Consider the following 21,425-nt stretch of genomic DNA (forward strand, 5'->3'; position numbering starts at 1 on the left):
GCGCGACCAATGCAAAGTCGTTTACCATCAAAGCGTCGTAGCAATCTGAAACAGGCCAAGAGATCGCTGCACGACCGCTGGCGTGCGGCTACGCAAAACCCTATGCGGCGAGCATGAAGATCGCATTCATCGGCATGGGCGTCATGGGCGCCCCGATGGCGGGCCATCTGGTGCGCGCCGGGCACGAGGTCACCGTCTATAACCGCACGCGCGCCAAGGCGGATGCCTGGGCTGCTGAGCACAGAGGCCGCGTCGCCGAATCTCCGGCAGAAGCCGCGGCGGGTACGGATGCGGTTCTTACCTGCGTCGGAAATGATGCGGATCTGGAACAGGTAACGCTCGGCGAAGCCGGCGTGTTCGCCGCGATGCGGGCGGGGGCGCTGTTCGCCGACCACACCACCGTTTCTGCCGCGATCGCCCGGCGATTGGCGCAGGAGGGCGAGGCTCGGCGCCTGCTGGTGCTCGATGCGCCGGTCTCCGGCGGCCAGGCCGGTGCCGAAAAGGGTGCGCTTTCGATCATGTGCGGCGGAACGCCGGAAGCGATGGCCGCTGCCGAACCGATCTTTCAGAGCTATGCCGCGCGTATCGTCCATGTCGGCGCAGCCGGCGCGGGGCAGACCACCAAGATGGTCAACCAGATCTGTATTGCAGGCGTGCTCGGCGGATTGAGCGAGGCGTTGCGCTTCGCCCAGGCGTCGGACCTCGATCTCGGCAAGGTGTTCGACGCCATATCTGGCGGCGCTGCGCAAAGCTGGCAGATGGTCAATCGTTGGGGGACCATGGCCGAGGATCAGTTCGACTTCGGCTTTGCGATCGACTGGATGCGCAAGGACCTGAGCCTGGCGCTCGACGAAGCGCGCAGCAACGGCGCCAGCTTGCCGGTCTCGGCGCTGGTCGATCAATGGTATGGGGAGGTGCAGAAAATGGGCGGAGGCCGTCAGGATACCAGCGCGCTCGTGCGGAGGCTCGCTAAGTGAAGCTTTGGACTGCGGCGCTTATCGCCTCTCTGCTAGCTACTGCCCCGGCACATGCGGACGCGTTGATCGACAACGTCGACGGCGTGGCGCTGGATGCGCGCGGCAACGTGATCCGCTTTGCCGGCATCCTGATCTCCCCGGATGGCAAGGTCACCAAACTTCTCAAGAAGGGCGACAAGCGTCCGGAGAAGCTCGACTGGCGTTCCGACATGAAGGGGCGGATCCTGATACCGGGCATGATCGACGCCCATGGGCATGTCATGGAACTGGGCTTCCGTGCGCTCCAGCTCGACCTTTCGAAGACCCGCTCGCTAGGCGAGGCGCAGGCGGCGATCGCCCATTATGCGCAGGCGAACAGCAACCGCCCCTGGATCCTCGGCGGTGGCTGGAACCAGGAGGTTTGGGGGCAGGGGTTCCCCACCGCAGCCGATCTGGACGCAGCCTATCGCGACAAGCCGGTGGTGCTCGCGCGCGCCGACGGCCACGCTGTCTGGGTGAACTCTGCCGCCCTGAAGGCTGCGGGCATCACCGACAAGACGGTGGCGCCGCCGGGCGGCCGCATCGAGAAGCTCCCGAACGGGCAGCCGAGCGGCGTCCTTGTCGATGCAGCCGTGGCACTGGTCGAGCGGCATGTGCCCCGGCCTTCGCCGCGGGAGCGCAACGCCGCCTTTCTGAAGGCGCAGGAGCTGCTGCTCTCCAACGGCGTCACCGCGACTGCCGATATGGGTACCTCGGTCGACGACTGGCTGACGTACCGCCGCATGGGCGATATCGGCCAGCTGCGCGTCCGCATCATGAGCTATTCCGCCGGTGTCGATGCCGCCCTGCAGGTGGGTGGCAGCGGTCCGACCCCGTGGCTCTATAATGACAAGCTCCGCATGGGTGGGGTCAAGCTCTACGCCGATGGCGCCCTGGGGTCCCGCGGCGCTTCCCTCAAGCGCCCCTATGCGGATGCGCCCAAGGAAAGCGGCCTTGGCTTCCTGAGCGACGACCAGCTGCTCAACCTGATGAGCCGCAGTGCGATGGACGGCTTCCAGGTCGCGATCCATGCGATCGGGGACCGTGCCAATGCACAGGCCCTCGACGCGATCGAGGAGCTGGCATCCAGCTACAAGGACGACCGTCGTTGGCGGATCGAGCATGCGCAGATCGTCGATCCCGCCGATCTGCCGCGGTTCGGCAAGAACGGCATCATCCCCTCGATGCAGCCGGTTCACCAGACATCGGACCGCCTGATGGCGGAGGCGCGGCTCGGGCCGGACCGGCTCTCCGGAGCCTATGCCTGGGCGACGTTGCTCAAGCGGAGCGGCCACATCGCGTTCGGCTCCGACTATCCCGTCGAAAGCCCCAATCCGTTCGTGGGATGGGCGGCGGCGATCACCCGCCAGGATCCGCAGGGCCAGCCGCCGGGCGGATGGCAGCCGCAGGAAGTGGTGAGCCGCCTGGATGCCTGGCGGGCCTTTACCACGGATGCGGCCTATGCGGGCTTCGCCGAAAAGCGGTTCGGAACGCTCGCCCCAGGCATGCGCGCCGACTTCCTGATCGTCGACCGGGACCCGAGCGAAGCGACGCCCGAGGCGCTGCGCGAGACGCGGGTCCTGGAAACCTGGGTGGGCGGTGAAAAGATGTGGAGCGGCTCCGGCAGCACGCAGCGCTGACCCATCCGCCTTCTCGTGCGTTTCGTCGGGAGCCGGGGCCGCAAGCCCCGCCCCGACAACCGGCGAAGGAGAAGGCATGATCCGGCTGTTTCACGTCAGCGACGTTCATTTCGGCGCGGAGGATCCGGAGGCGATCGCCTGGTTCGACCGCGCCGTAAAGGCGGAGCAGCCCGACGCGATCATCATGACCGGTGACCTGACGATGCGGGCGAGGAGCCGCGAATTCGAACAGGCCTCCGCCTGGCTGGAGGGGCTACAGCGCCCCACGACGGTGGAAGTCGGCAACCACGACCTGCCGTACTTCAACCCGTTCGCGCGCTTCCTGATGCCGTACCGCCGCTACAAGAAGCTCGCACAGGTGATCGAGCAGCCGCTCGACATCCGCGGCCTGACGGTGGTTCCCCTGAAGACGACCGCGCGCTTCCAGATGCGCCTGAACTGGTCGAAGGGCTATGTGGGGAAGCGCGCGCTTCAAACCTCGCTCAGCCTGCTCGACGCGGTTCCCAACGGGGATCTTGTGTTCGTGGCCGCCCACCACCCGCTGATCGAGGCGGGGACGCGATCGACCGGTAAGACCCGCTATGGTCGCAAGGCGCTGGAGGCCCTGGCGGCGGCGGGTGCCGACGCCGTTCTTTCCGGCCATGTCCACGATCCGTTCGACGTGGAAGAGGTCGTCAATGGTCGCTCGATCCGGCTGGTGGGCGCAGGCACCCTGTCCGTCCGGACCCGCGACAACCCGCCGTCGTTCAACGAGATCCGCATTCAGGATGGCAAGTTCGAGACAATCGTCCGCCGGCTGGGCGAGCCGGACTATCGCGTGACCGACGCGAAGGTTGCCGACGAGCCGGTTGCCTAGGTTGGGTGAACAGGGATCCGGACGGCAGGTCCGTGCCCGGGCTGCGCCGCACGCGCACAAACGAAAAGGGCGGCCCCTGCGGGACCGCCCTTCGTAACGCAATGCGTCGGTCGCTTAGCGCTTCGAGAACTGGAAGCTACGACGGGCCTTCGCCTTGCCGTACTTCTTACGCTCGACGGCGCGGCTGTCGCGGGTCAGGAATCCGGCAGCCTTGATCGGTGCGCGCAGCACCGGCTCATAGCGGGTGATCGCCTGGCTGATGCCGTGCTTCACCGCGCCGGCCTGGCCGGACAGACCGCCGCCCTTGACGGTGCAGATCACGTCATACTGGCCATCACGCTCGGCAACGCCGAACGGCTGGTTGATGACGAGGCGCAGCGTCGGACGTGCGAAATAGACTTCCTGATCACGACCGTTGATCGTGATCTTGCCGGAACCCGGCTTCAGCCAGACGCGAGCAACTGCGTCCTTGCGGCGGCCGGTTGCATAGGCGCGGCCGTACTGGTCGATTTCCTGCGCGCGCAGCGGCATCGTCGGACGGGCCGGAGCCTCCGGAGCTGCTGCGTCAGGAGCCTGGGTCGCCTCGGTGGTGGCGGCAGGCGCTGCCTGCTCACCCTGCGGCGCCGGCTGCTGGGTCAGGTTGCCCAGGTCGGACAGGGACTGGCGATTGTCGGACATCAGGCACCCACCTTGTTCTTGCGGTTCATGCCCGCGATATCGAGGACTTCGGGGTTCTGGGCCTCGTGCGGGTGCTCGGTGCCCTTGAAGATGCGCAGGTTGCGCATCTGCTGACGGCCAAGCGGGCCGCGCGGGATCATGCGCTCAACCGCCTTTTCGAGAATGCGCTCCGGGAAATTACCCTCGAGGATCTTGTCCGCGCGCACTTCCTTAAGCCCACCGGCATAGCCCGTGTGCTTGTAGTACATCTTCTGCGTCAGCTTGCGGCCGGTGAACCGCACCTTGTCCGCGTTGATGACGACGACGTTGTCGCCGCAATCCACGTGCGGGGTGAAGCTCGTCTTGTGCTTGCCGCGCAGGACGTTGGCGATGATCGAAGCTGCGCGACCGACCACAAGGCCTTCGGCATCGACGATATGCCACTTCTTCTCCACCTCGTGCGGCTTGGCCGACTTGGTGGTCTTCATCAGAGCCTTCATAGGCTTGAGACCTCTTTGCTGGGTCGTTGCACCATGCAACACCGCCCCATGAGGAGCGGCATGAACGAGCGGCCGAATGGGCGAAGACCCGCGGAAAGTCAAGCGAACTGCGGCTTTCCCGACGGGTATTGTGATACCTAGGCCTGTTCTCCGACGGTTTGCTCCGCCACCCATTCGGCGACCTCGGGGGTGGTTTCGACGCCCCACCATTCGATGGCGGGAAGCTCGTAGCTATGTAGCTCGCCGATCCGTGCGGCGAGCGCTTCGGCCAGTTCCGGTCGCGTCTTGAACAGCGCCGTGACCTCTATCTCGGTCTCGATTGCGTCCTTCCAGCGATAGATGGACGTGCAGGATGCCAGCACGTTGACACAGGCGGCGAGGCCTTCCTCGACCATCAGGCGACCGATCCGCTCTGCTTCCTCCGCGCCTGCGAAGGTGGCCTGGAGGAGCGTGATGTCGCTCATGCGCGCTGACGCCCAACGGAATGGGCTCCCCAGGCGACGCTCGCCACTACCAGGGCGCCGAACAACTGGTGCAGCGTGGCCAGCACGATGTTCACGTCCGTCATCACGGTGGCGATGCCGAGCAGGATCTGGATGCCGAATGTGGTGTGGATGGCAATCGACGCCCGCCGATCGCCTGCGCGTTTCGCAAGCCGGGCCAGCACCACCAGCGCTGCCACCGTCACCCATGCCCACCAGCGGTGCACGAAGTGGATCAGATAAGGGTCGTTGAACAGGGCGTCACCGAAGGAGCGGAACTGGAACATGCCTTCGGGGATGAAGCGGCCGTTCATCAGCGGCCACTCGTTGGTGACGAGCCCTGCATTCAGGCCCGCGACGAACGCGCCGAACAGCAGCTGCACAAAGAGCACGAGGGAGACGAGCGCAGCCGTGCCGGTGAGCCGCGCCGGCCGCGCATGCGTATCGCGAGCAAGGTCGCGCAGGTCCAGCGCGGTCCAGATCAGACCTGCCAGGATGAGCAGCGCGGTGAGCAGGTGGACGGCAAGCCGGAAGTGGCTGACATCGGTGCGCTCGACCAGTCCGGATGTGACCATCCACCAGCCGATGGCGCCCTGCAGGCCTCCGAGCGCCAGAAGCGCCACGAGCCGCCAGCCGTAACCGCGCGGGATCGCGCGCTTTGCGGCGAACCACAGCAGGGGCACTGCAAAGGCGACGCCGATCACGCGGCCGAGCAGCCGATGGAGATATTCCCAGAAGAAGATTGCCTGGAACCCGGCGAGCGTCATGCCCTGGTTGAGCTGCTGATATTCCGGGATGCGCTTGTAATTGTCGAACTCGGCCTGCCACTGCTCGGCATTGAGGGGCGGGATGATCCCGGTCAGCGGCTTCCATTCCGTGATGGAAAGCCCCGACTCGGTCAGCCGGGTGATGCCGCCCACCACCACCATCACCACGATCAGCGCGGCAACCGCGAGCAGCCAGTTGGCGATAGCCGCGGGCCGGGCGTGGCGGGCGGGGGGCGTTGCGACGTCGTTCGCGATCGAAGGGCTGTGGGCCATGTGCCTGTTCTTAGGCCGCCGCGCCCGCGGCGTCGATGCCGAGAAGCACACGCAATTTGTCGAAAAAATGCAAATGTGATGTTGTAACGTGTGTCTGTCGAAGCTATTTGATCGGCGATGTCCAGCAGCATCTCCTTGCAGCGCGACGGCGTGCTCGATCGGTTCGCGATCGGCCTGTCCGGGCTGTGCGTCGTGCACTGCCTGGCGAGCGCGCTGTTCCTGGGGCTGTTCGCATCGGCGGCGGGCGCGCTGATGAACCCGCTGTTCCACGAAGTCGGCCTGATGCTCGCCATCGGCTTTGGCGCCCTCGCGCTGGGCCGGGGCGTCCTGACGCATGGCTATATGATGCCGTCCGCGATCGGCGGCCTTGGCCTTGGCGTGATGATGGGCGCGCTCCACCTGCCGCATGGCGGGGGAGAGATGATCTGGACCATGATCGGCGTCGGACTGCTGGCGCTGGGCCACGACCTCAACCGCCGCGCGGTCTCCTGACGCCACTTGCCGCGGGACCGGCTGCAGCTTACCTGTCCGCCATGACCGCGCACGACCATCATGAACATTCGGGCGAGGCGCTGTCGCGCGTCGCGGAAGCGACTCTGATCCGGTCGGGCGAACAATGGACGGCGATGCGCGCGCGCATCTTCTCCGTGCTGGCGGGCTTCGAGAAACCGGCTTCCGCCTATGACATCGCCGATGCGGTTTCGCAGGCCGAGGGTCGCCGCGTCGCGCCCAACAGCGTCTATCGAATCCTGGACCTGTTCGTGAATGCGAACCTTGCGCGGCGGGTGGAAAGCGCCAACGCCTATGTCGCCAACGCGCATCCCGATTGCCTGCACGACTGCATCTTCCTGGTGTGTGACAGCTGCGGGCAGACCACCCACATCGACGACGACAAGATCACCGGGACGGTCCGTTCGGCAGCTGCCGATGCCGGCTTTGCCGCGGTGCGCCCGGTCATCGAAGTCCGGGGAAAATGCGCCGACTGCCGCTAGGGCGAAAGGTTCGATTTCCGACAATCGACACTGGCCGTTCGTCGCGCTAAGCCCGGCCGATGGTAGAAGTTCCCAATACGCCGCTGCTGGATACGGTTCGCACGCCCGCCGACCTGCGTACCCTCAAGCCAGGCCAGCTGCGCCAGTTGGCCGACGAACTGCGGCTGGAGACCATCTCGGCGGTCGGCACGACCGGCGGTCATCTGGGTTCCGGCCTGGGGGTCGTCGAGCTGACGACCGCCATCCACTATGTCTTCAACACGCCCGAGGATCGGCTGATCTGGGACGTTGGGCATCAGTGCTATCCGCACAAGATCCTGACGGGCCGTCGCGACCGGATCCGCACGCTGCGTCAGGGCGGGGGCCTCTCCGGCTTCACCAAGCGCAGCGAGAGCGAGTACGACCCGTTCGGCGCCGCCCATAGCTCGACCTCGATTTCCGCCGCGCTCGGCTTCGCGATTGCTAACAAGATTGCGGATCGCCCCGGCAAGGCGATTGCGGTGATCGGTGACGGCTCGATGTCGGCGGGCATGGCCTATGAGGCGATGAACAACGCCGAACAGGCCGGAAATCGCCTGGTCGTGATCCTGAACGACAACGACATGTCGATCGCGCCGCCGGTCGGCGGGCTTTCTGCCTATCTCTCACGCATCGTCTCCAGCCGCGGCTTCCTTGGCCTGCGCGAGACGCTCAAGAAGATCGTACGCCGCCTGCCGCGCCCGATCCATTCGGCAGCGCGCAAGACGGACGAGTTCGCCCGCGGCATGACGATGGGCGGCACGCTGTTTGAAGAGCTCGGCTTCTATTACGTCGGCCCGGTCGACGGCCACAACCTCGACCACCTGATCCCGGTGCTGGAGAATATCCGCGACGCCGAGGAGGGTCCGATCCTGCTCCACGTCGTCACGCAAAAGGGCAAGGGCTATGCCCCGGCCGAGGCGTCGGCGGACAAGTATCACGGCGTCCAGAAGTTCGACGTCATCACCGGCACCCAGGCAAAGGCCCCTCCGGGCCCGCCGAGCTACACCAGTGTCTTTGCACAGGCGCTGGTGGCTGAGGGCGAACGGGACGACCGGATCTGCGCGATCACCGCGGCGATGCCGGCCGGCACCGGCCTCGACAAGTTCCAGGCCCGCTTCCCCAACCGGTCCTTCGATGTGGGCATCGCGGAGCAGCACGCCGTCACCTTTGCGGCGGGACTCGCCGCCCAGGGCATGCGCCCGTTCTGTGCGATCTACTCGACCTTCCTGCAGCGCGCCTATGACCAGGTGGTCCACGACGTCGCGATCCAGAACCTGCCGGTTCGCTTCGCCATCGACCGCGCCGGCCTTGTCGGCGCAGACGGCGCGACTCACGCGGGCAGCTTCGACGTCACCTATCTCGCCACGCTCCCCAACATGGTGGTGATGGCCGCCGCGGACGAGGTGGAGCTGGTGCACATGACCCACACCGCCGCGCTGTATGACGATGGACCGATCGCGCTGCGCTACCCGCGCGGCAACGGCGTCGGCCTGCCGCTGCCGACCACGCCGGAGCGGCTGGAGATCGGCAAGGGCCGCATCGTCCGCGAAGGCAAGAAGGTTGCGATCCTCTCGCTCGGCACGCGACTGGAAGAGGCGCTGAAGGCTGCGGACCAGCTCGACGCCAAGGGCTTCTCCACCACCGTCGCCGATCTTCGCTTTGCCAAGCCGCTCGACCAGGCGCTGATCCGCCGCCTCCTCACCAGCCACGAAGTCGTGGTGACGGTGGAAGAGGGCGCGATCGGCGGCCTTGGTGCCCATGTCCTTACCTATGCGAGCGATGAGGGGTTGATCGACGCCGGGCTGAAGCTGCGCACCATGCGCCTGCCGGACGTGTTCCAGGACCAGGACAAGCCCGAGAAACAATATGACGAGGCGGGCCTCAACGCCCCGCAGATCGTCGATACGGTTCTGAAGGCGCTGCGTTGGAACGAAGGCGGCATCGAGGACGCGCGCAAGCCAGCCTGAAACAGGTTACCCGTGGCGGGGCAGGCTATCGTCACTCGCCGCGCAGCATCATCGCATGCGCCATCCGCAGGAAGGACTGCTGCATCTGCGTGCCAAGCGCCGGTTCTACCCGGTTCTCGGCAAGGGCCCGGCTCATCGCGTGGACCCACTGTCCGGCGGTCTTGCGGTCGATCGGCATTTCCCGGTGCAGCGACATGATGCAGGCGCCCGGCCGAGCCTCGAACCAGTCCCTCGGGCCGCCTAGCCAAGCGGCGAGGAACTGGGTGAGCGACACCCGCACCGGCAGCAGGTCCGCGTCGTGCATGGCGCGCAACTCGGCATATTCTGGCTCGTGTTCCATCAGGTCGTAGAAGCGGTCCACGACCAGCCGCACCCCGTCCATGCCGCCGATCCGGTCGTACAGGCTCGCAGGCTTGCTGGCGGGCGGGGCGGCGGTCATGAAATGTCTCCAGGCGGCGTTGGGACCAGCGTCGCGTCTAGGCACCCCGCGAACGGGGTGCCTTGATTTCGCGCAACCGTTCTCGCGGCTGGATCAGGGGCGCATCGAGCCGGTGTCCATGAACCGCTGGTGCCAGGACAGCGCCTCTCCCGGCAGCGAAGGCGCATGGAGGCCGTAGCTGCCCTTGTGTGCGCGGGCGAAGTAATCGGCCAGCATCGGGCGATACTCCGGATGCGCGCACTTCTCGATGATCAGCCGCGCACGCTGCTTGGGGCTGAGCCCGCGCAGGTCGGCCAGGCCCTGCTCGGTGACGATCACCTGCACGTCCTGGTTGATGTGGTCGACATGCGACACCTGCGGCACGATTGCCGAGATGGCGCCGCCCTTCGCGACCGATGGCGTCATGAAGATCGAGATATAGGCGTTGCGCGCGAAATCGCCCGAACCGCCGATGCCGTTCTGGATGCGCGAGCCCATGATGTGGGTGGAATTGACGTTGCCGTAGATGTCGGCCTCGATCAGCCCGTTCATCGCCAGGCAGCCGAGCCGCCGGACGAGTTCGGGGTGGTTGCTGATTTCCTGCGGGCGCAACACCATCTTGTGGCGATACTCGCCCATGTTGGCGTTCAGCCGCAGGGCGGCCTCCGGGCTCAGCGAGAAGCCGGTTGCCGAGGCCATGCGCAGCCGCCCGCTGTCGAGCAGGTCGAGCATGCCGTCCTGGATGACTTCGGTGTAGGCGGTCATGTCGTGGAAGGGGCTGTCGATCAGGCCGGTCAGCACCGCATTGGCGATGTTGCCGACGCCGGACTGGATCGGCAGCAACGATGCCGGAAGGCGCCCGTGGCGAACCTCATGCGCGAAGAATTCCAGGAGGTGGCCTGCGATCGCGGCCGCGGTTGCATCGGGCGGGGTGAACGGCAGGTTGCGATCGGGTTTGTCCGTTTCGACGATCGCGACGATCTTGTTCGGATCACACCGGAAATAGGGTTCGCCGATGCGGTCGTCGGGACGCAGCAGGGGAATGGGCACGCGCGCGGGGGGCAGCGCCGTGCCGTAATAGATGTCATGGACCCCGTCGAACCGCTCGTCCTGCCAGCGGTTGACCTCAAGGATCACCTTGTCGGCGCGGTCGATCCAGGTCTTGTTGTTGCCGACGGAGGAGGAGGGGATCAGCGCGCCGTCGGCCCGGATGCCCGAGACTTCAATGACCGCCACGTCGAGCGGTCCCAGGAAACCCTCCCACGCCATTGGCGCGACCTGACTGAGGTGGAGGTCGAAATACTCCATCTGGCCCGAGTTGATCTTCTCGCGTGCGATCGGATCCGAATTGTACGGCAGGCGAAACTCGATGCCGTTTGCCTTTGCGAGGGCGCCGTCGAGCTCCGGCCCAGTAGAGGCGCCGCTCCAGATCCGCACCTGGAACGGGTGCCCCGCCGCCTGCTCCGCCTCGATGCGCTCGGCAAGCGCCATCGGGACGGCCTTCGGATAGCCCGAGCCGGTGAAGCCGCTCATCCCCACGGTGTTGCCGGACGCGATGTGAGTCGCTGCCTCGGCGGCGGTGCAGATTTTGCTACGAAGTGCCTGGCACGCAATACGATCGGCCATGGGAACGTGGATCTCCTGGTGTGTGTTCAGCGCTGCATGAGCATCGCGGTGATTGCCCGTCGGGCCAGCGGCAGTCGGCTGCCGACCCGAAGCGTCGCGTCGCGGGCAAGCCGCGCGCCGGGACGCTCGTCGGTATAGAGCCGCACCAGAAAATTGGTGGCGGCATAAAGGGGGCGGCTCGCGAGCCGGTGCGTCATTTCGTAGCGACGCAGCAGTGACGCGGCGGCGATGTCCTGGCCGCTTCCGGCGGCTTCCCGGACGAGCCGCGCCAGCGTCGCCTGGCTCTGGAGCCCGAGGTTGAAGCCGTGCGCAGTTACCGGGTGCATGCCGACTGCGGCATCGCCGATCAGCGCCGCGCGCGGTGCTGCGAAGTGGCGCGCATAGGTGGTCGCAAGCGGATAGACGTGCGCGGGCGCATCCACCTGCATCCGGCCGAGCCTGCCCTGGTAGCGGCGGGTGAGCTCGTCGCCCAGGGCTGCGTCATCCAGCGCCGCGACACGCTTCATCGCTTCTGCCGGTAGCGTCAGCACCGCCGAGGATCGACGCCCGTTGAGCGGGAGCATCGCCACGGTTTGATGGTGATCGAACCACTCGGTCGCGACGCCATGATGATCCTCCTCATGGGTGACGCGGCACACCATCATCGACCGCCCAAGCCGGTTCACCTCGGCGTCGATGCCCAGCAATTCACGCACACGCGAGAAACGCGAGTCGGCTGCCACGAGCAGCCGCGCAGAGATCGAGCGTCCGTCCTCCAGCATGACCCTGACGGATCGAGCGTCGGTTTTCACGGCGGACACACCGCTTCCCGTCAGCAGCGTCAGGTTCGGCTGGTCGCGGACGGAGTGGTACAGTGCTTCCCGGATGCGGTGGTTCGGTACCATCAGGCTGAGCGGCCCGCCGCCATGGCCCGTCGTCTCGAACGACAGGGCGAAAGGGGAGGCGCCATTAAGCACGCGCGCTTCGTTGAGGGGCGAAATCTCGTCGGGCGGCAACAGGTGCCAGGCGCCCAGTGCCTTCAGCGTCGCGATCGAGCGATGGGTCAGCGCGATCTCGCGCCCGTCATAGCCTGGAACGGCGATCGCGGTCTCCGGCTGCCGCTCCACCACCATGACCCGTAGCGACGAGTCGGCCAGCGACCGCGCCAGGCTAAGCCCGGCGGGGCCACCGCCTACGATCAGTACGTCACATTCCATCGCCGAACCTCCCGGGTCACCAGGCGCGCTATGCGAACGCCTCCTGCGCCCGTCCTTGCGCTCGATCAACCCATCTAGACCGCCAAGCGGCCTCCGGGGCGGGTCGCCCTCGACATTTGCCGGTCGGCGTTCCAATTCAGCCGGCATGACCGACAACGCACCCGCGCCCGAACAGTGCCATTCGCGAATGGAAGGACTGGCTCCATGGCGCTGATCGGAGTCGACTGGGGTTCCAGCAACCTGCGCGCCTATCGGTTCGGGCCGGACGGGGCGGTGGTGGATCGGCGGGAGTCGCATCGCGGCGCCGCCCGGTTGAAACGTCCGGAATTCGCGGGCGTGCTGGCCGAGACACTGGAGGACTGGATCGAAGCGGACACGCTGGTGATCCTCGCCGGCATGGTGGGGGCGCGTGCCGGCTGGCACGAGGCGGCCTATCTGCCCTGTCCGGCCAATCCCGAGGATCTGGCCGGCGCCGCCCTTCGAGTCGAGGACGCGCCCGTCCGCTGCTACATCGTTCCCGGCCTGTCGGCCCGCAGCGCGAACGGCGTCGCCAACGTCATGCGGGGCGAGGAAACCCAGATCCTCGGAAGCCACATCGCCGATGGGACGATCGTGCTCCCGGGCACCCATAGCAAATGGGCGCAGGTCGAGGGGGGCCGCATCACCGGCTTCACGACGGTCATGACCGGCGAGATGTACGCGCTGTTGCGCAACCAGTCGCTGCTCGGCCAGCTTGCCGAAGGGGATGCGACCGACGAGGGGGCGTTCGCACTGGGCGCGCAGCGTGCGCTCGACGATCCCGCCGGCGCGCTGCCGCTGCTGTTCTCTGCCCGTGCCGAGGTGCTGCTCGGCAGCCTCTCGCCGCAATCGGTCGCGAGCTACCTCTCCGGCTTGTTGATCGGGGGGGAGGTCGCGGCGCTGCGAGAGCGGGCGCGCGACGGGGTGATGCTGATCTGCTCGGCCGAACTGGCCGCGCTCTACCGGGTGGTGCTGGCGCTTGCCGGTGTCGCGGACGTGCGCGTGCTCGATGGCGCGGACGCGGTGGCGCAAGGCTTGTGGCGAATTGGAGGATTGTTGAAGTGACGCTTGAGACCCTGTTGGGCGGATTGCCGCTCGTCGCCATCCTTCGCGGCCTCACCCCCGACGAAGCACCCGAGATTGCGGACGCTCTGTTCGAGGTCGGCTTCCGCTGCCTGGAAGTGCCCCTGAATTCACCGGAGCCTTTCGAGAGCATCCGGAGGATCGTCGACCGCATGGGTAATCGCGCGCTGGTGGGCGCAGGCACGGTCCTCACCGTCGCCGACGTGGCGCGTGTCGCGGACGTTGGCGGCAGGATCGTGATTTCGCCGAACAGCGACGTCGAGGTGATTGCCGCAACCAAGGACGCCGGCCTGCAATCGCTCCCCGCCTTCTTCACCCCCACCGAGGCGTTCCGCGCCATTGCCGCAGGTGCCGACGGGCTCAAGCTGTTCCCGGCCGAACTCGCCGGGCCGACCGGGCTGAAGGCGGTGCGCGCGGTGCTGCCCAAACATGTGCCGGTGTTCCCCGTGGGCGGCATCGATCCCGACACCATGGGCCCTTATCTGAAGGCCGGCGCCAACGGCTTCGGCATCGGCTCGTCGCTCTACGCGCCGGGCCGCAGCGTCGAAGACGTGCGCACCCGCGGTGCGGCGCTGGTCAAAGGGTTCGAAGCGGCCCGTGCCGCCTGATTTGGCTAGGCCCTGCCGCCCCCACGGCAGGGCCTAGCCCGCGCTCGCCTCGATAGAATCGAGGATGCGCGCGCCCGCCATCATCACGCCCACCGGGCATGCGGCGAACAGCAGTAACCCGCCGACACCGGGATATTGCTGCATGAAGTGGAGCCCCCGCTCCACTGCGCCGGTACCCAGGCCATAGATTACGAGGTACGCCTCGAACTTGGTCTTGATCGTGAAGAGGCGGCCGACACGGTTCCACATGCCCGATGATCAGCAAGGCGCGTGCCAACCGTAGAAAACCGCCAAATTCAACCGCCGGACGTAGCTACCTGTCAATGAACCCGACAAGGTCGAGGGCCTTCAGCAGTTCCGCTCGTGCTGCTTCGATCCTTCCGATCAGGTCCATGTCGCCGATGGCATCGTGCGCAATGGTCTCGGGCCAATGCGCGCTTACCACCTCAGCGATGCGGTCGAGCTTGGCATCATCGACCAGGAAGCGCGGATCGATGGTGGCAGGGTCGGCGACGACGCGCAGCCGCAGGCAGGCGGGGCCGCCGCCGTTCGCCATGGACTCGCGCACGTCCACTACCTCCAGCCGGCGGATGGGTCCGTTGCCGGCGACATGCGCCTGCAGCCAGTTCCACACGGACGGCGTCGCCCGCGCTTCCTCCGGCAGGATGAGCGCAGCCTCCCCACCCGGCAGCGTCACCAGCTGCGCGTTGAAGAGGTAGGAGGCGATGGCATCCTGAAGCGATACCTGTGCGGCCGGAACCTCGACGATCTCCACCTCCGGCAGCAGCCGGCGAAGATCCGCATAGAAGCCCGCCGGGTCGGCAAACGCCTGCTCGTGCGCGAACAGCACGCGTTCGTTAGCCACCGCAACCACGTCGTTGTGAAACGCGCCTGCCGCGATCGCGGCCTCCGACTGCTGCACGAACAGGGTGCGTGCAGGGTCCAGCCGATGCGCCCGCGCGACCGCTTCGCACGCATCGCGGTGCTGGCGCGCGGGGAAGGGGCCGCCGGTCACCCCATAGACGAACACCTCTACCCCGGCTTCACCGTGGCTGGCGGTCAGCCGCATCTGGTTGGCGGCGCCCTCGTCGCCGAACGGCGGCGGCACCGGGGGGTGGACGACGAAATGCTCGTGCGCAAACGCAAGCTGGAGCTGCGCCAGCGTCTCTGGCCATTCGTGGCTGCGGTGGGGCATCGTGACGAGGTTGGCGACGCTCAGGTGACAGCGCCCGTCGCCGGTGTCGGGCGCCGGGGAAACGGTGGCGGCGTTTGCGGCCCACATCGCCGAGGCCGACAAAGCCTGCGCCTTCAGGTGCGGCGGTGCTGCCGCATAGTCGGTCGCCAGTGCCTTCAGCCAGCGGTGATCCGGGCGCGGGTGGGGGAGGAGAATTGCTTGCACCAGCCCGAGCGCGAGGTTCGCGCGCATCTTGGCGATGCCCTGCAGGGCGGCGGCGCGTGGGTGGGAAGCCGCCCCGGCGTTGCGGGTCGCGGCCAGATTGCCAGGGCTCAACCCCGCATAATTGTGGCTGGGGCCGATGATCCCGTCGAAGTTGATCTCGCGGAGCGCCATCAGTCGCGCTCGACCAATATCACCCGGTCCCCGGCCCCGACGCCAAGCAGCCCCGCGGCTTCGGGATCCAACAGCACGTCGCCGTCCTCGGTCGCGCGCACCCGCCCCATTGCCACCCGAAAATGGTCGAGCCGCCCTGTCGAGATCAGCATCGGTTCCCCGCCATCGCTGACCCCTGCCACGCGCGCGTCGCGGGCGTTGCGGATGGTCGCCACCTGATCGGTACGCGCGGTCATGGTCGGCCCACCGTCGAAAATGTCGACGTAGTTCTCGTAGTGAAAACCCTCACGCTCCAGCATCCGCATCGCGGCGCGTCCGGAGGGGTGGGGCAGGCCCACCACCGCGCGCGCGTTTTCCGGCAGCATCGCAGTGTAGACCGGGTGCTTGGGCATCAGGTCGGCGATGAACTGGTTGCCGTGGATCGCGTTGAATTCGTCCGCTTCCTGAAAGCTCATACCGAAGAAACGCCCGGCGACGCCGTCCCAGAAGGGCGAGCCACCGGCCTCGTCGATCACCCCGCGCAGCTCCGCCAGGATGCGGTCGGCAAAGCGCCGGCGATGCGCCCGGATGAACAGGTAGCGGCTGCGTGCCAGCAGAAGCCCCAGGCCCCCTGCGCGCTCGTTCGGATGCAGGAACAGGCCGCCGACCTCGCTTGCCCCCTCCAGGTCGTTGACGAGGTTCAGGATTTCGGCGCGAAACGTACGGCGCAGCGCCTCGCTGTGCTTGGTAAGCGTGGCCACGCGATAGGAATAAAAGGGCCAATGCTGCCCGACCTGGGTGAAGATCTGGCAGGTGCCCCGAACCTCCCCGGTGTCGACATTCTCCAGCACCAGCACGAACAGCTCGTCGCCCAGCGTGTCCTCTTCCCGCGCGAAGGCCGCATGGCTGCGCTCCAGCTTGGCACGCAACGCCGGCTTGTCCGGAGGCAGGTTGGTGAAGCCGCCGCCCGTCAGCTTCGCCATCTCGTACAGGTGCTGCAAATCCTCGTCGCGCGCAGCGCGGATGCGAAAGCTCATACGCTCCCCCGTTCGACGAGCCGGAGGATGGAAAGCGCCGACAGCGCCGCCCGCTCAGGAAGGCTCTCCGGCAGCATGAATTCGTCTGCGGAATGAATGGCGCCGCCGCGCACCCCCATGGTGTCCACGACGGGGACGCCACAGGCGGCGATGTTGTTGCCGTCGCAGACGCCGCCGGTCGCGCGCCAGCCGATCGTCAGCCCCAGGCTCTGCCCGGCGTCGCGGACCAAGCCAAACAGCCGCTCCGCCGCAGCGTCGATCGGCTTGGGCGGCCGGTTAAAGCTGCCGTGGCACTCGACGTGCACGTCGTGCCCGGCAGCCACTTCGGCGGCGGCATCGTCCAGTGCCGCCCTGGCGCGGGCGGCAGCATCGGCAGTGGCCGGGCGGAAGTTTACCCGAAGCACCGCATGCTCCGGCACGACGTTGTTCGGTCCGCCACCGTCGATCCGCGCGGGATTGACGGTCAGACCGTCCCCCGCCGCGCTCGCCAGCCGCAGCGCCAGTTCGGATGCTGCGACCAGGGCATTGCGTCCTTCCTCGGGATTACGGCCGGCGTGCGCGCTGCGCCCTGTTACGGCCAGCGAGAAGTTGCCGGTCCCGCCCCGCGCGCCCGCCAAGGTGCCGTCGGCAAGCGATGGCTCGTAGACGAAGGCTGCCACCTTGCCGCGTGCCACTCGCGCGATCAGCGGCGCCGATGACAGCGAGCCGGTTTCCTCGTCGGAGTTCAGCAGGACCTGATAGCCGAGCCTCCCCGCAAAGCCCGAACTCTCGATCGCGCTGAGTGCGGCCAGCATGACGGCGATCCCGCCTTTCATGTCTGCGGCGCCGGGCCCGTTGAGCGCGCCGTCCTCCCGCACCCTTATCGCCTGGAAGGGGTGGTCGACCGCGTAGACGGTGTCCATGTGTCCGGCGAACATCAGCTGGATCGGCGCCTGAGGGCGCACCGTCAGCAGCAGGTGCCGGCCATGTTCGATCGGCTGAAGCCGACCGTCGGCGGAGACTGCCTGCACGGGATCGGGCTTGATGAGCGCGATTCCGCCCGGCAGCGTGGAAAAAGCATCGGCGAGAAGCTTCGCCATCCGGCCCAGTCCGGCCAGATTACGCGTGCCGCTGTTTACCGCGACCCAGGATTCCAGTTGTGCGAGCATCGGGGCAGCGCGCGCGCGTTCGACGACGGCGGCTTCCGTGCTTGAAAGAGCATTCATGCGCCGGAGGCTAGCGTGGTTCCGGCAGCGAAGGAACCGCGCTTAGAAGGAATAGACCAGCGACGCCCGGGTGGTGGTGTCCGTGGTGACGCTGCCTTCGGGCGGATTGCTTTCGTAGCGCACCGCATAGGAGAATTGCGCGGACAAAGGCCCCAGCAGCTTCGCGTCCAGCGCGGTCGTGCTGCTTGCCGTGCTGTTTGCCTTGGCGACGATATAGGCGGACGCGTCCTGCCGCAGGGTCAGCGAGCGGCTGAGACGCCAGTCAAAGTCGATAGAGCCGCGAGCCGCGAGATTGCTTTCGAGCGTCTCGTCGGTGAAGTTTGTATGCCGAAAGGCCGGGCCGAGCTCCACGTCGAGCGTGATTCGGGGCCGTTTGATCGCGCTGTAGCCCGCTCCGGCAGACGCCGAATAGCGGTTGTAATAGCCGACGAACCGGTCGCTTTCATATTGGGTCGAGCCATAGATATAGAGGCGGTCGTCGACCTTGTAGTTGGGCTCATAGGCCGCGAGATAATATTCGCGGCTCGTGACGTTATTCGCCTTTTGATAGTCCAGCTGCAGGCGCAGCTTGTGGCGCCAGCGGAACCCTTCGCGCGACAGGTCGAGCACGCCGGTGGCACCGAAATTGTCGCTGTTGCCCGAGCTCATGTAGCCGCCGAGCTCCGCACGGCCCTTCACCAGTGCGAAGAACGAGGACTCCTGCAACTCGCGGGTGCGCCTGGCAGCGCGATCGTCCGTCCACTTGTTGGTGATCTCTCGCACGAGATCAATGCTGTCGGGCGCCGCAATCCGTGAGTATTTGACCAGCGTTGCGACGTCGCCCTCGTTGCCCGACGCCATCGCGGCGTCGAGCATCATCTTGAGCTGCTCGGGGATCGGCGCGTCTTTCTTGGCGGCAGCCGCCGTTGCTGCGTTGGCAAGCAGCATCGGGGTCGCAAGAATGATCAGAACGGCCTTATTCACACCGAATCCTTAGCTGCATTGCAGCGAGAGGTGAACCGCCTTCGGACTCGCTCCGTCGCGTCAGCGGGGGGATCGCCCGAGCGGCTCGGCGAACAGGTCGAGCAGACGTTCGTACAGCGCGCGCTTGAAGCCGACGATGGCATCGGGCAGTTCGTCGGGCTCGGCCCAGCGCCACGCGCGGAACTCGGGCTCCGGCGTCGCGATGTCGATGTCCTGCTCTTCACCTTCGAACCGGAAGGCGAACCAGCGCTGGCGCTGGCCGCGATACTTGCCGCCCCAGATCTTGCCGATCATGTCCTCGGGCAGGTCGTAGTAAAGCTCCTCCGGTGCCTCGCCGATGAGCGAGACCTTGTCCGGGCGAACTCCCGTTTCCTCGCGGAGTTCGCGCAAGGCCGCCTCTAGAGCATCCTCGCCGGGGTCGATCCCGCCCTGCGGCATCTGCCAGGCCTCCAGCGTCGAGTCGATCCGCTGGCCGACGAAGACGCGGCCGTCGCGGTTGATCAGCATGACGCCGGCGCAGGGGCGATAGGGAAGGGTGCTGTCGTTCATGGCCCGTCTCCTAGCGGTGCGGCGGGGAGCAAGTCGAGGGGCTCAGCCGGCAGCCTGCGCCAGAACGCGCTCGGCCTCGGCCTCCTCGATGATCTGGCGCAGCACCACCAGAGCGCTCGCAAGATCGCCCTGGCTCGACGGGATCGCGCGGCGGAAGTTGAGGAAGCCGTGGATGTTCCCGCGCGCCTCGCGATACGTCACTGCGACCCCGGCTCCGGCAAGGGCGGCGGCATAGGCGCGGCCCTGATCGCGCAGGGGATCGAGGCCCGCGGTCAGCACCAGCGCAGGCGGCAGGCCCGTCATCTCGCCCAACAGGGGCGAGGCGCGCAGGCTGGCGTTCTCGGCGCGATAGGCCTCGCCGAACCAGGCCAGCGACTCGCGGGTAAGCAGATAGCCATCGGCGAACTCAGCGAAGGACGGATAAGGCCGGGTGGTGTCCGTGAGCGGGTAGATCGGCCACTGGGTAATGACGGGGACGCGCGCGGGGCGGTCCCGCAATGCCATCGCGGTGACGATCGTAAGCGCTCCACCGGCGCTGTCCCCGGCTAGAACGAGGCTGGTGACGCCACGCTCCAGGGCTGCGGGCCCATCGGCCAACCAGCGCGCTGCCACCTCGGCGTCGTCCGGTGCTGCCGGCCAGGGATGTTCCGGTGCCAGCCGATACTCGAGCGCCACTACCGGGAGGTCGAGCATGCGCGCGATCTCGGCGCAAATGCTCGCATGGGTCTCCACGCTGCCGATGACGAAGCCGCCGCCGTGCAGGAAGAGGACCACTGGGCCCGGCTCACGGCTGGGTCGCGGATCGTACAGCCGCGCGCGCAGCTCGCCCTGTGGTGACGGGATGCTCAGGTCGCGCATCACGGCGATTTCGCCCACCGGCGTGTCCGCCACATCCTTCATCGCGTGGAACTGCTCGCGGGCCGCTGTCGGGGTCAGCTCGTACATGCGCGGACCCGGCATGTTCTCGATATAGCCCAGGAAGGCGCGAACGTCGGGTCGGACAAAGACTTGGGACACGGTGATCTCCCCAGGATGCGCGGCGTTGCGGCCAGGCGGGCGACGCTTACCTATGGAGCGTGATCCGCGTCGTCCACCATCCCGACTATGTCGCGCCCGCCCCGGCGCGCAGCACCTATCAATGGAACAAGAACGGTCTGGTCCGGGATCTGCTGCGCCAGCAAGGCGCCGGCATCGAGTGGCACCAGCCGGACCCGATGCCGCGGAACTGGATCGAGGCCGTCCACGAGCACGGCTATGTCGGGGAGGTCATCGAGCTGGCGGTCCCGCCCGAGAAGACGCGAAGGATCGGCTTCCCCGTCACTGCCGAGGTGGCCCAGCGTGCGCAGGCGGTGCCGGGCGGCACCTATCTTGCCGCGCGGCTGGCCCTCACCCATGGATTTGCCGCGAATACGGCGGGCGGCAGTCACCATGCGCTTGCCGACACCGGCGCGGGCTTCTGCATCTTCAACGACCTCGCCATCGCCGCCAACCGGATTGTGGAGGAGGGCGCGGCGGCCCGGGTGCTCGTCGTCGACTGTGACGTTCATCAGGGCGACGGCACCGCCTCGCTCCTTGCCGGCCGCCCCGGGCTCGCCACCTATTCGATCCACGCCGACAAGAACTTCCCGGTGCGAAAGGCGCGCTCGACGCTCGACATAGGCCTTCCCGACGGTGTCGAGGACGAAGAATACCTCGCCACGCTGGCGGAGACGCTGGTGCCGCTGGTGAATAGCTTCGCGCCCGACCTGATCCTCTATCAGGCGGGCGTAGACCCGTTTTCCGGCGACCGCCTCGGCCGGCTTGCGCTCACCCGGCAGGGGTTGGTGCGGCGCGACCGGTGGATGGCGACTCTGGCGCGCGACCGCGGGATCCCGCTCGCGAGTGCGCTGGGTGGCGGCTATGGCGATGACGCGATGGAGGTGTCGGAGCGTCACGTCGCCTCCATCCTGACGCTGGGCGGCGTCTTCGCTGAACGAATCTGACGTCACCACCCTACTTGCGGTCGCTGCACGGAGATGCATGT

The 21,425-nt window shown here is 66.9% G+C and carries 23 protein-coding genes; 9 read left to right on the forward strand and 14 right to left on the reverse strand.

The genetic code is table 11. From position 1 onward, the window contains the following. Nucleotides 1-113 precede the first annotated feature (113 nt). From QP045_RS08590 to QP045_RS08600, 3 genes are all read left to right on the forward strand, one after another. Nucleotides 114-977, forward strand: a complete 864-nt coding sequence (locus QP045_RS08590; protein ID WP_422514563.1) for an NAD(P)-dependent oxidoreductase — start codon at nt 114-116, stop codon at nt 975-977. Further along, a complete protein-coding gene (locus tag QP045_RS08595; RefSeq protein WP_422514564.1) occupies nt 974-2,635 on the forward strand; it encodes an amidohydrolase family protein in 1,662 nt (553 codons plus the stop codon). The genes QP045_RS08590 and QP045_RS08595 overlap by 4 nt, the downstream gene beginning before the upstream one ends. 76 nt (nt 2,636-2,711) lie before the next feature. After that, complete coding sequence (locus QP045_RS08600; RefSeq protein WP_422514565.1) at nt 2,712-3,491, forward strand: metallophosphoesterase family protein; 780 nt, start codon at nt 2,712-2,714, stop codon at nt 3,489-3,491. A 114-nt stretch (nt 3,492-3,605) separates the two neighbouring features. On the opposite strand, the gene rpsI is transcribed toward QP045_RS08600, so the two are convergent. The 4 genes from rpsI to QP045_RS08620 form a co-directional block, all read right to left on the reverse strand. Next, nucleotides 3,606-4,169 (reverse strand): 30S ribosomal protein S9, encoded by a 564-nt coding sequence (gene rpsI / locus QP045_RS08605; RefSeq protein WP_422514566.1) that lies wholly within the window; start codon nt 4,167-4,169, stop codon nt 3,606-3,608. Next, the gene (rplM, locus tag QP045_RS08610; RefSeq protein ID WP_422514567.1) at nt 4,169-4,648 is read right to left on the reverse strand and encodes a 50S ribosomal protein L13; all 480 of its coding nucleotides are present in this window, start codon (nt 4,646-4,648) and stop codon (nt 4,169-4,171) included. Before rplM ends, rpsI begins: the two co-directional genes overlap by 1 nt. A 137-nt stretch (nt 4,649-4,785) precedes the next feature. Next, entirely contained in the window at nt 4,786-5,112 is a 327-nt protein-coding gene (gene cutA / locus QP045_RS08615; protein WP_422514568.1) for a divalent-cation tolerance protein CutA, read from the reverse strand. Further along, complete coding sequence (locus tag QP045_RS08620; protein ID WP_422514569.1) at nt 5,109-6,170, reverse strand: COX15/CtaA family protein; 1,062 nt, start codon at nt 6,168-6,170, stop codon at nt 5,109-5,111. The genes cutA and QP045_RS08620 overlap by 4 nt, the downstream gene beginning before the upstream one ends. A gap of 117 nt (nt 6,171-6,287) precedes the next feature. On the opposite strand from QP045_RS08620, the gene QP045_RS08625 reads away from it, so the two are divergent. The 3 genes from QP045_RS08625 to dxs are packed head-to-tail and all read left to right on the forward strand — an operon-like array spanning nt 6,288 to nt 9,150. Next, the gene (locus QP045_RS08625; RefSeq protein ID WP_422514570.1) at nt 6,288-6,662 is read left to right on the forward strand and encodes a MerC domain-containing protein; all 375 of its coding nucleotides are present in this window, start codon (nt 6,288-6,290) and stop codon (nt 6,660-6,662) included. 41 nt (nt 6,663-6,703) lie between these two features. Then, nucleotides 6,704-7,162 (forward strand): Fur family transcriptional regulator, encoded by a 459-nt coding sequence (locus tag QP045_RS08630; protein ID WP_422514571.1) that lies wholly within the window; start codon nt 6,704-6,706, stop codon nt 7,160-7,162. A 59-nt stretch (nt 7,163-7,221) separates the two neighbouring features. Next, on the forward strand, nt 7,222-9,150 hold the full coding sequence (gene dxs / locus QP045_RS08635) for a 1-deoxy-D-xylulose-5-phosphate synthase (protein ID WP_422514572.1): 1,929 nt from the start codon (nt 7,222-7,224) through the stop codon (nt 9,148-9,150). A gap of 31 nt (nt 9,151-9,181) precedes the next feature. Here the strand turns inward: dxs and QP045_RS08640 are convergent, their stop codons facing one another. The 3 genes from QP045_RS08640 to ubiM all read right to left on the reverse strand — a co-directional run bounded on the left by QP045_RS08640 (nt 9,182) and on the right by ubiM (nt 12,390). Next, the gene (locus QP045_RS08640) at nt 9,182-9,589 is read right to left on the reverse strand and encodes a group II truncated hemoglobin (protein WP_422514573.1); all 408 of its coding nucleotides are present in this window, start codon (nt 9,587-9,589) and stop codon (nt 9,182-9,184) included. A gap of 93 nt (nt 9,590-9,682) precedes the next feature. After that, a complete protein-coding gene (locus tag QP045_RS08645; protein ID WP_422514574.1) occupies nt 9,683-11,194 on the reverse strand; it encodes an acetyl-CoA hydrolase/transferase family protein in 1,512 nt (503 codons plus the stop codon). A 26-nt stretch (nt 11,195-11,220) separates the two neighbouring features. After that, nucleotides 11,221-12,390: a 5-demethoxyubiquinol-8 5-hydroxylase UbiM gene (gene ubiM / locus QP045_RS08650; RefSeq protein WP_422514575.1), complete on the reverse strand. Its 1,170-nt coding sequence runs from the start codon at nt 12,388-12,390 to the stop codon at nt 11,221-11,223. Nucleotides 12,391-12,594: 204 nt separating this feature from the next. Here ubiM and QP045_RS08655 point away from each other — a divergent pair, with 204 nt between their 5' ends. Next, a complete protein-coding gene (locus QP045_RS08655) occupies nt 12,595-13,473 on the forward strand; it encodes a 2-dehydro-3-deoxygalactonokinase (RefSeq protein WP_422514576.1) in 879 nt (292 codons plus the stop codon). A 23-nt stretch (nt 13,474-13,496) separates the two neighbouring features. Beyond that, nucleotides 13,497-14,099 (forward strand): 2-dehydro-3-deoxy-6-phosphogalactonate aldolase, encoded by a 603-nt coding sequence (locus tag QP045_RS08660; protein WP_422514577.1) that lies wholly within the window; start codon nt 13,497-13,499, stop codon nt 14,097-14,099. Between the two features lie 33 nt (nt 14,100-14,132). Here the strand turns inward: QP045_RS08660 and QP045_RS08665 are convergent, their stop codons facing one another. From QP045_RS08665 to QP045_RS08695, 7 genes are all read right to left on the reverse strand, one after another. Next, a complete protein-coding gene (locus tag QP045_RS08665) occupies nt 14,133-14,348 on the reverse strand; it encodes a hypothetical protein (RefSeq protein WP_422514578.1) in 216 nt (71 codons plus the stop codon). Nucleotides 14,349-14,412: 64 nt separating this feature from the next. Then, the gene (locus QP045_RS08670) at nt 14,413-15,669 is read right to left on the reverse strand and encodes an N-succinylarginine dihydrolase (protein ID WP_422514579.1); all 1,257 of its coding nucleotides are present in this window, start codon (nt 15,667-15,669) and stop codon (nt 14,413-14,415) included. After that, nucleotides 15,669-16,685 carry an arginine N-succinyltransferase gene (locus QP045_RS08675; RefSeq protein WP_422514580.1) on the reverse strand — a complete coding sequence of 339 codons (1,017 nt, stop codon included), beginning with the start codon at nt 16,683-16,685 and terminating at the stop codon, nt 15,669-15,671. The genes QP045_RS08670 and QP045_RS08675 overlap by 1 nt, the downstream gene beginning before the upstream one ends. Then, nucleotides 16,682-17,890 carry a hydrolase gene (locus QP045_RS08680; RefSeq protein ID WP_422514581.1) on the reverse strand — a complete coding sequence of 403 codons (1,209 nt, stop codon included), beginning with the start codon at nt 17,888-17,890 and terminating at the stop codon, nt 16,682-16,684. Before QP045_RS08680 ends, QP045_RS08675 begins: the two co-directional genes overlap by 4 nt. Before the next feature lie 42 nt (nt 17,891-17,932). Next, on the reverse strand, nt 17,933-18,853 hold the full coding sequence (locus QP045_RS08685; protein WP_422514582.1) for a DUF481 domain-containing protein: 921 nt from the start codon (nt 18,851-18,853) through the stop codon (nt 17,933-17,935). A gap of 60 nt (nt 18,854-18,913) precedes the next feature. Continuing rightward, nucleotides 18,914-19,402, reverse strand: coding sequence for an RNA pyrophosphohydrolase (locus QP045_RS08690; protein WP_422514583.1), 489 nt, complete (start codon nt 19,400-19,402; stop codon nt 18,914-18,916). 42 nt (nt 19,403-19,444) lie between these two features. Further along, nucleotides 19,445-20,419, reverse strand: a complete 975-nt coding sequence (locus QP045_RS08695; protein ID WP_422514584.1) for an alpha/beta hydrolase — start codon at nt 20,417-20,419, stop codon at nt 19,445-19,447. Nucleotides 20,420-20,478: 59 nt separating this feature from the next. Here QP045_RS08695 and QP045_RS08700 point away from each other — a divergent pair, with 59 nt between their 5' ends. After that, complete coding sequence (locus QP045_RS08700; RefSeq protein WP_422514585.1) at nt 20,479-21,384, forward strand: histone deacetylase; 906 nt, start codon at nt 20,479-20,481, stop codon at nt 21,382-21,384. The last annotated feature ends 41 nt before the right edge of the window (nt 21,385-21,425 follow it).

It is taken from the genome of Sphingomonas sp. 3-13AW (assembly GCF_049311085.1).
Classification (GTDB): Bacteria; Pseudomonadota; Alphaproteobacteria; order Sphingomonadales; family Sphingomonadaceae; genus Sphingomonas.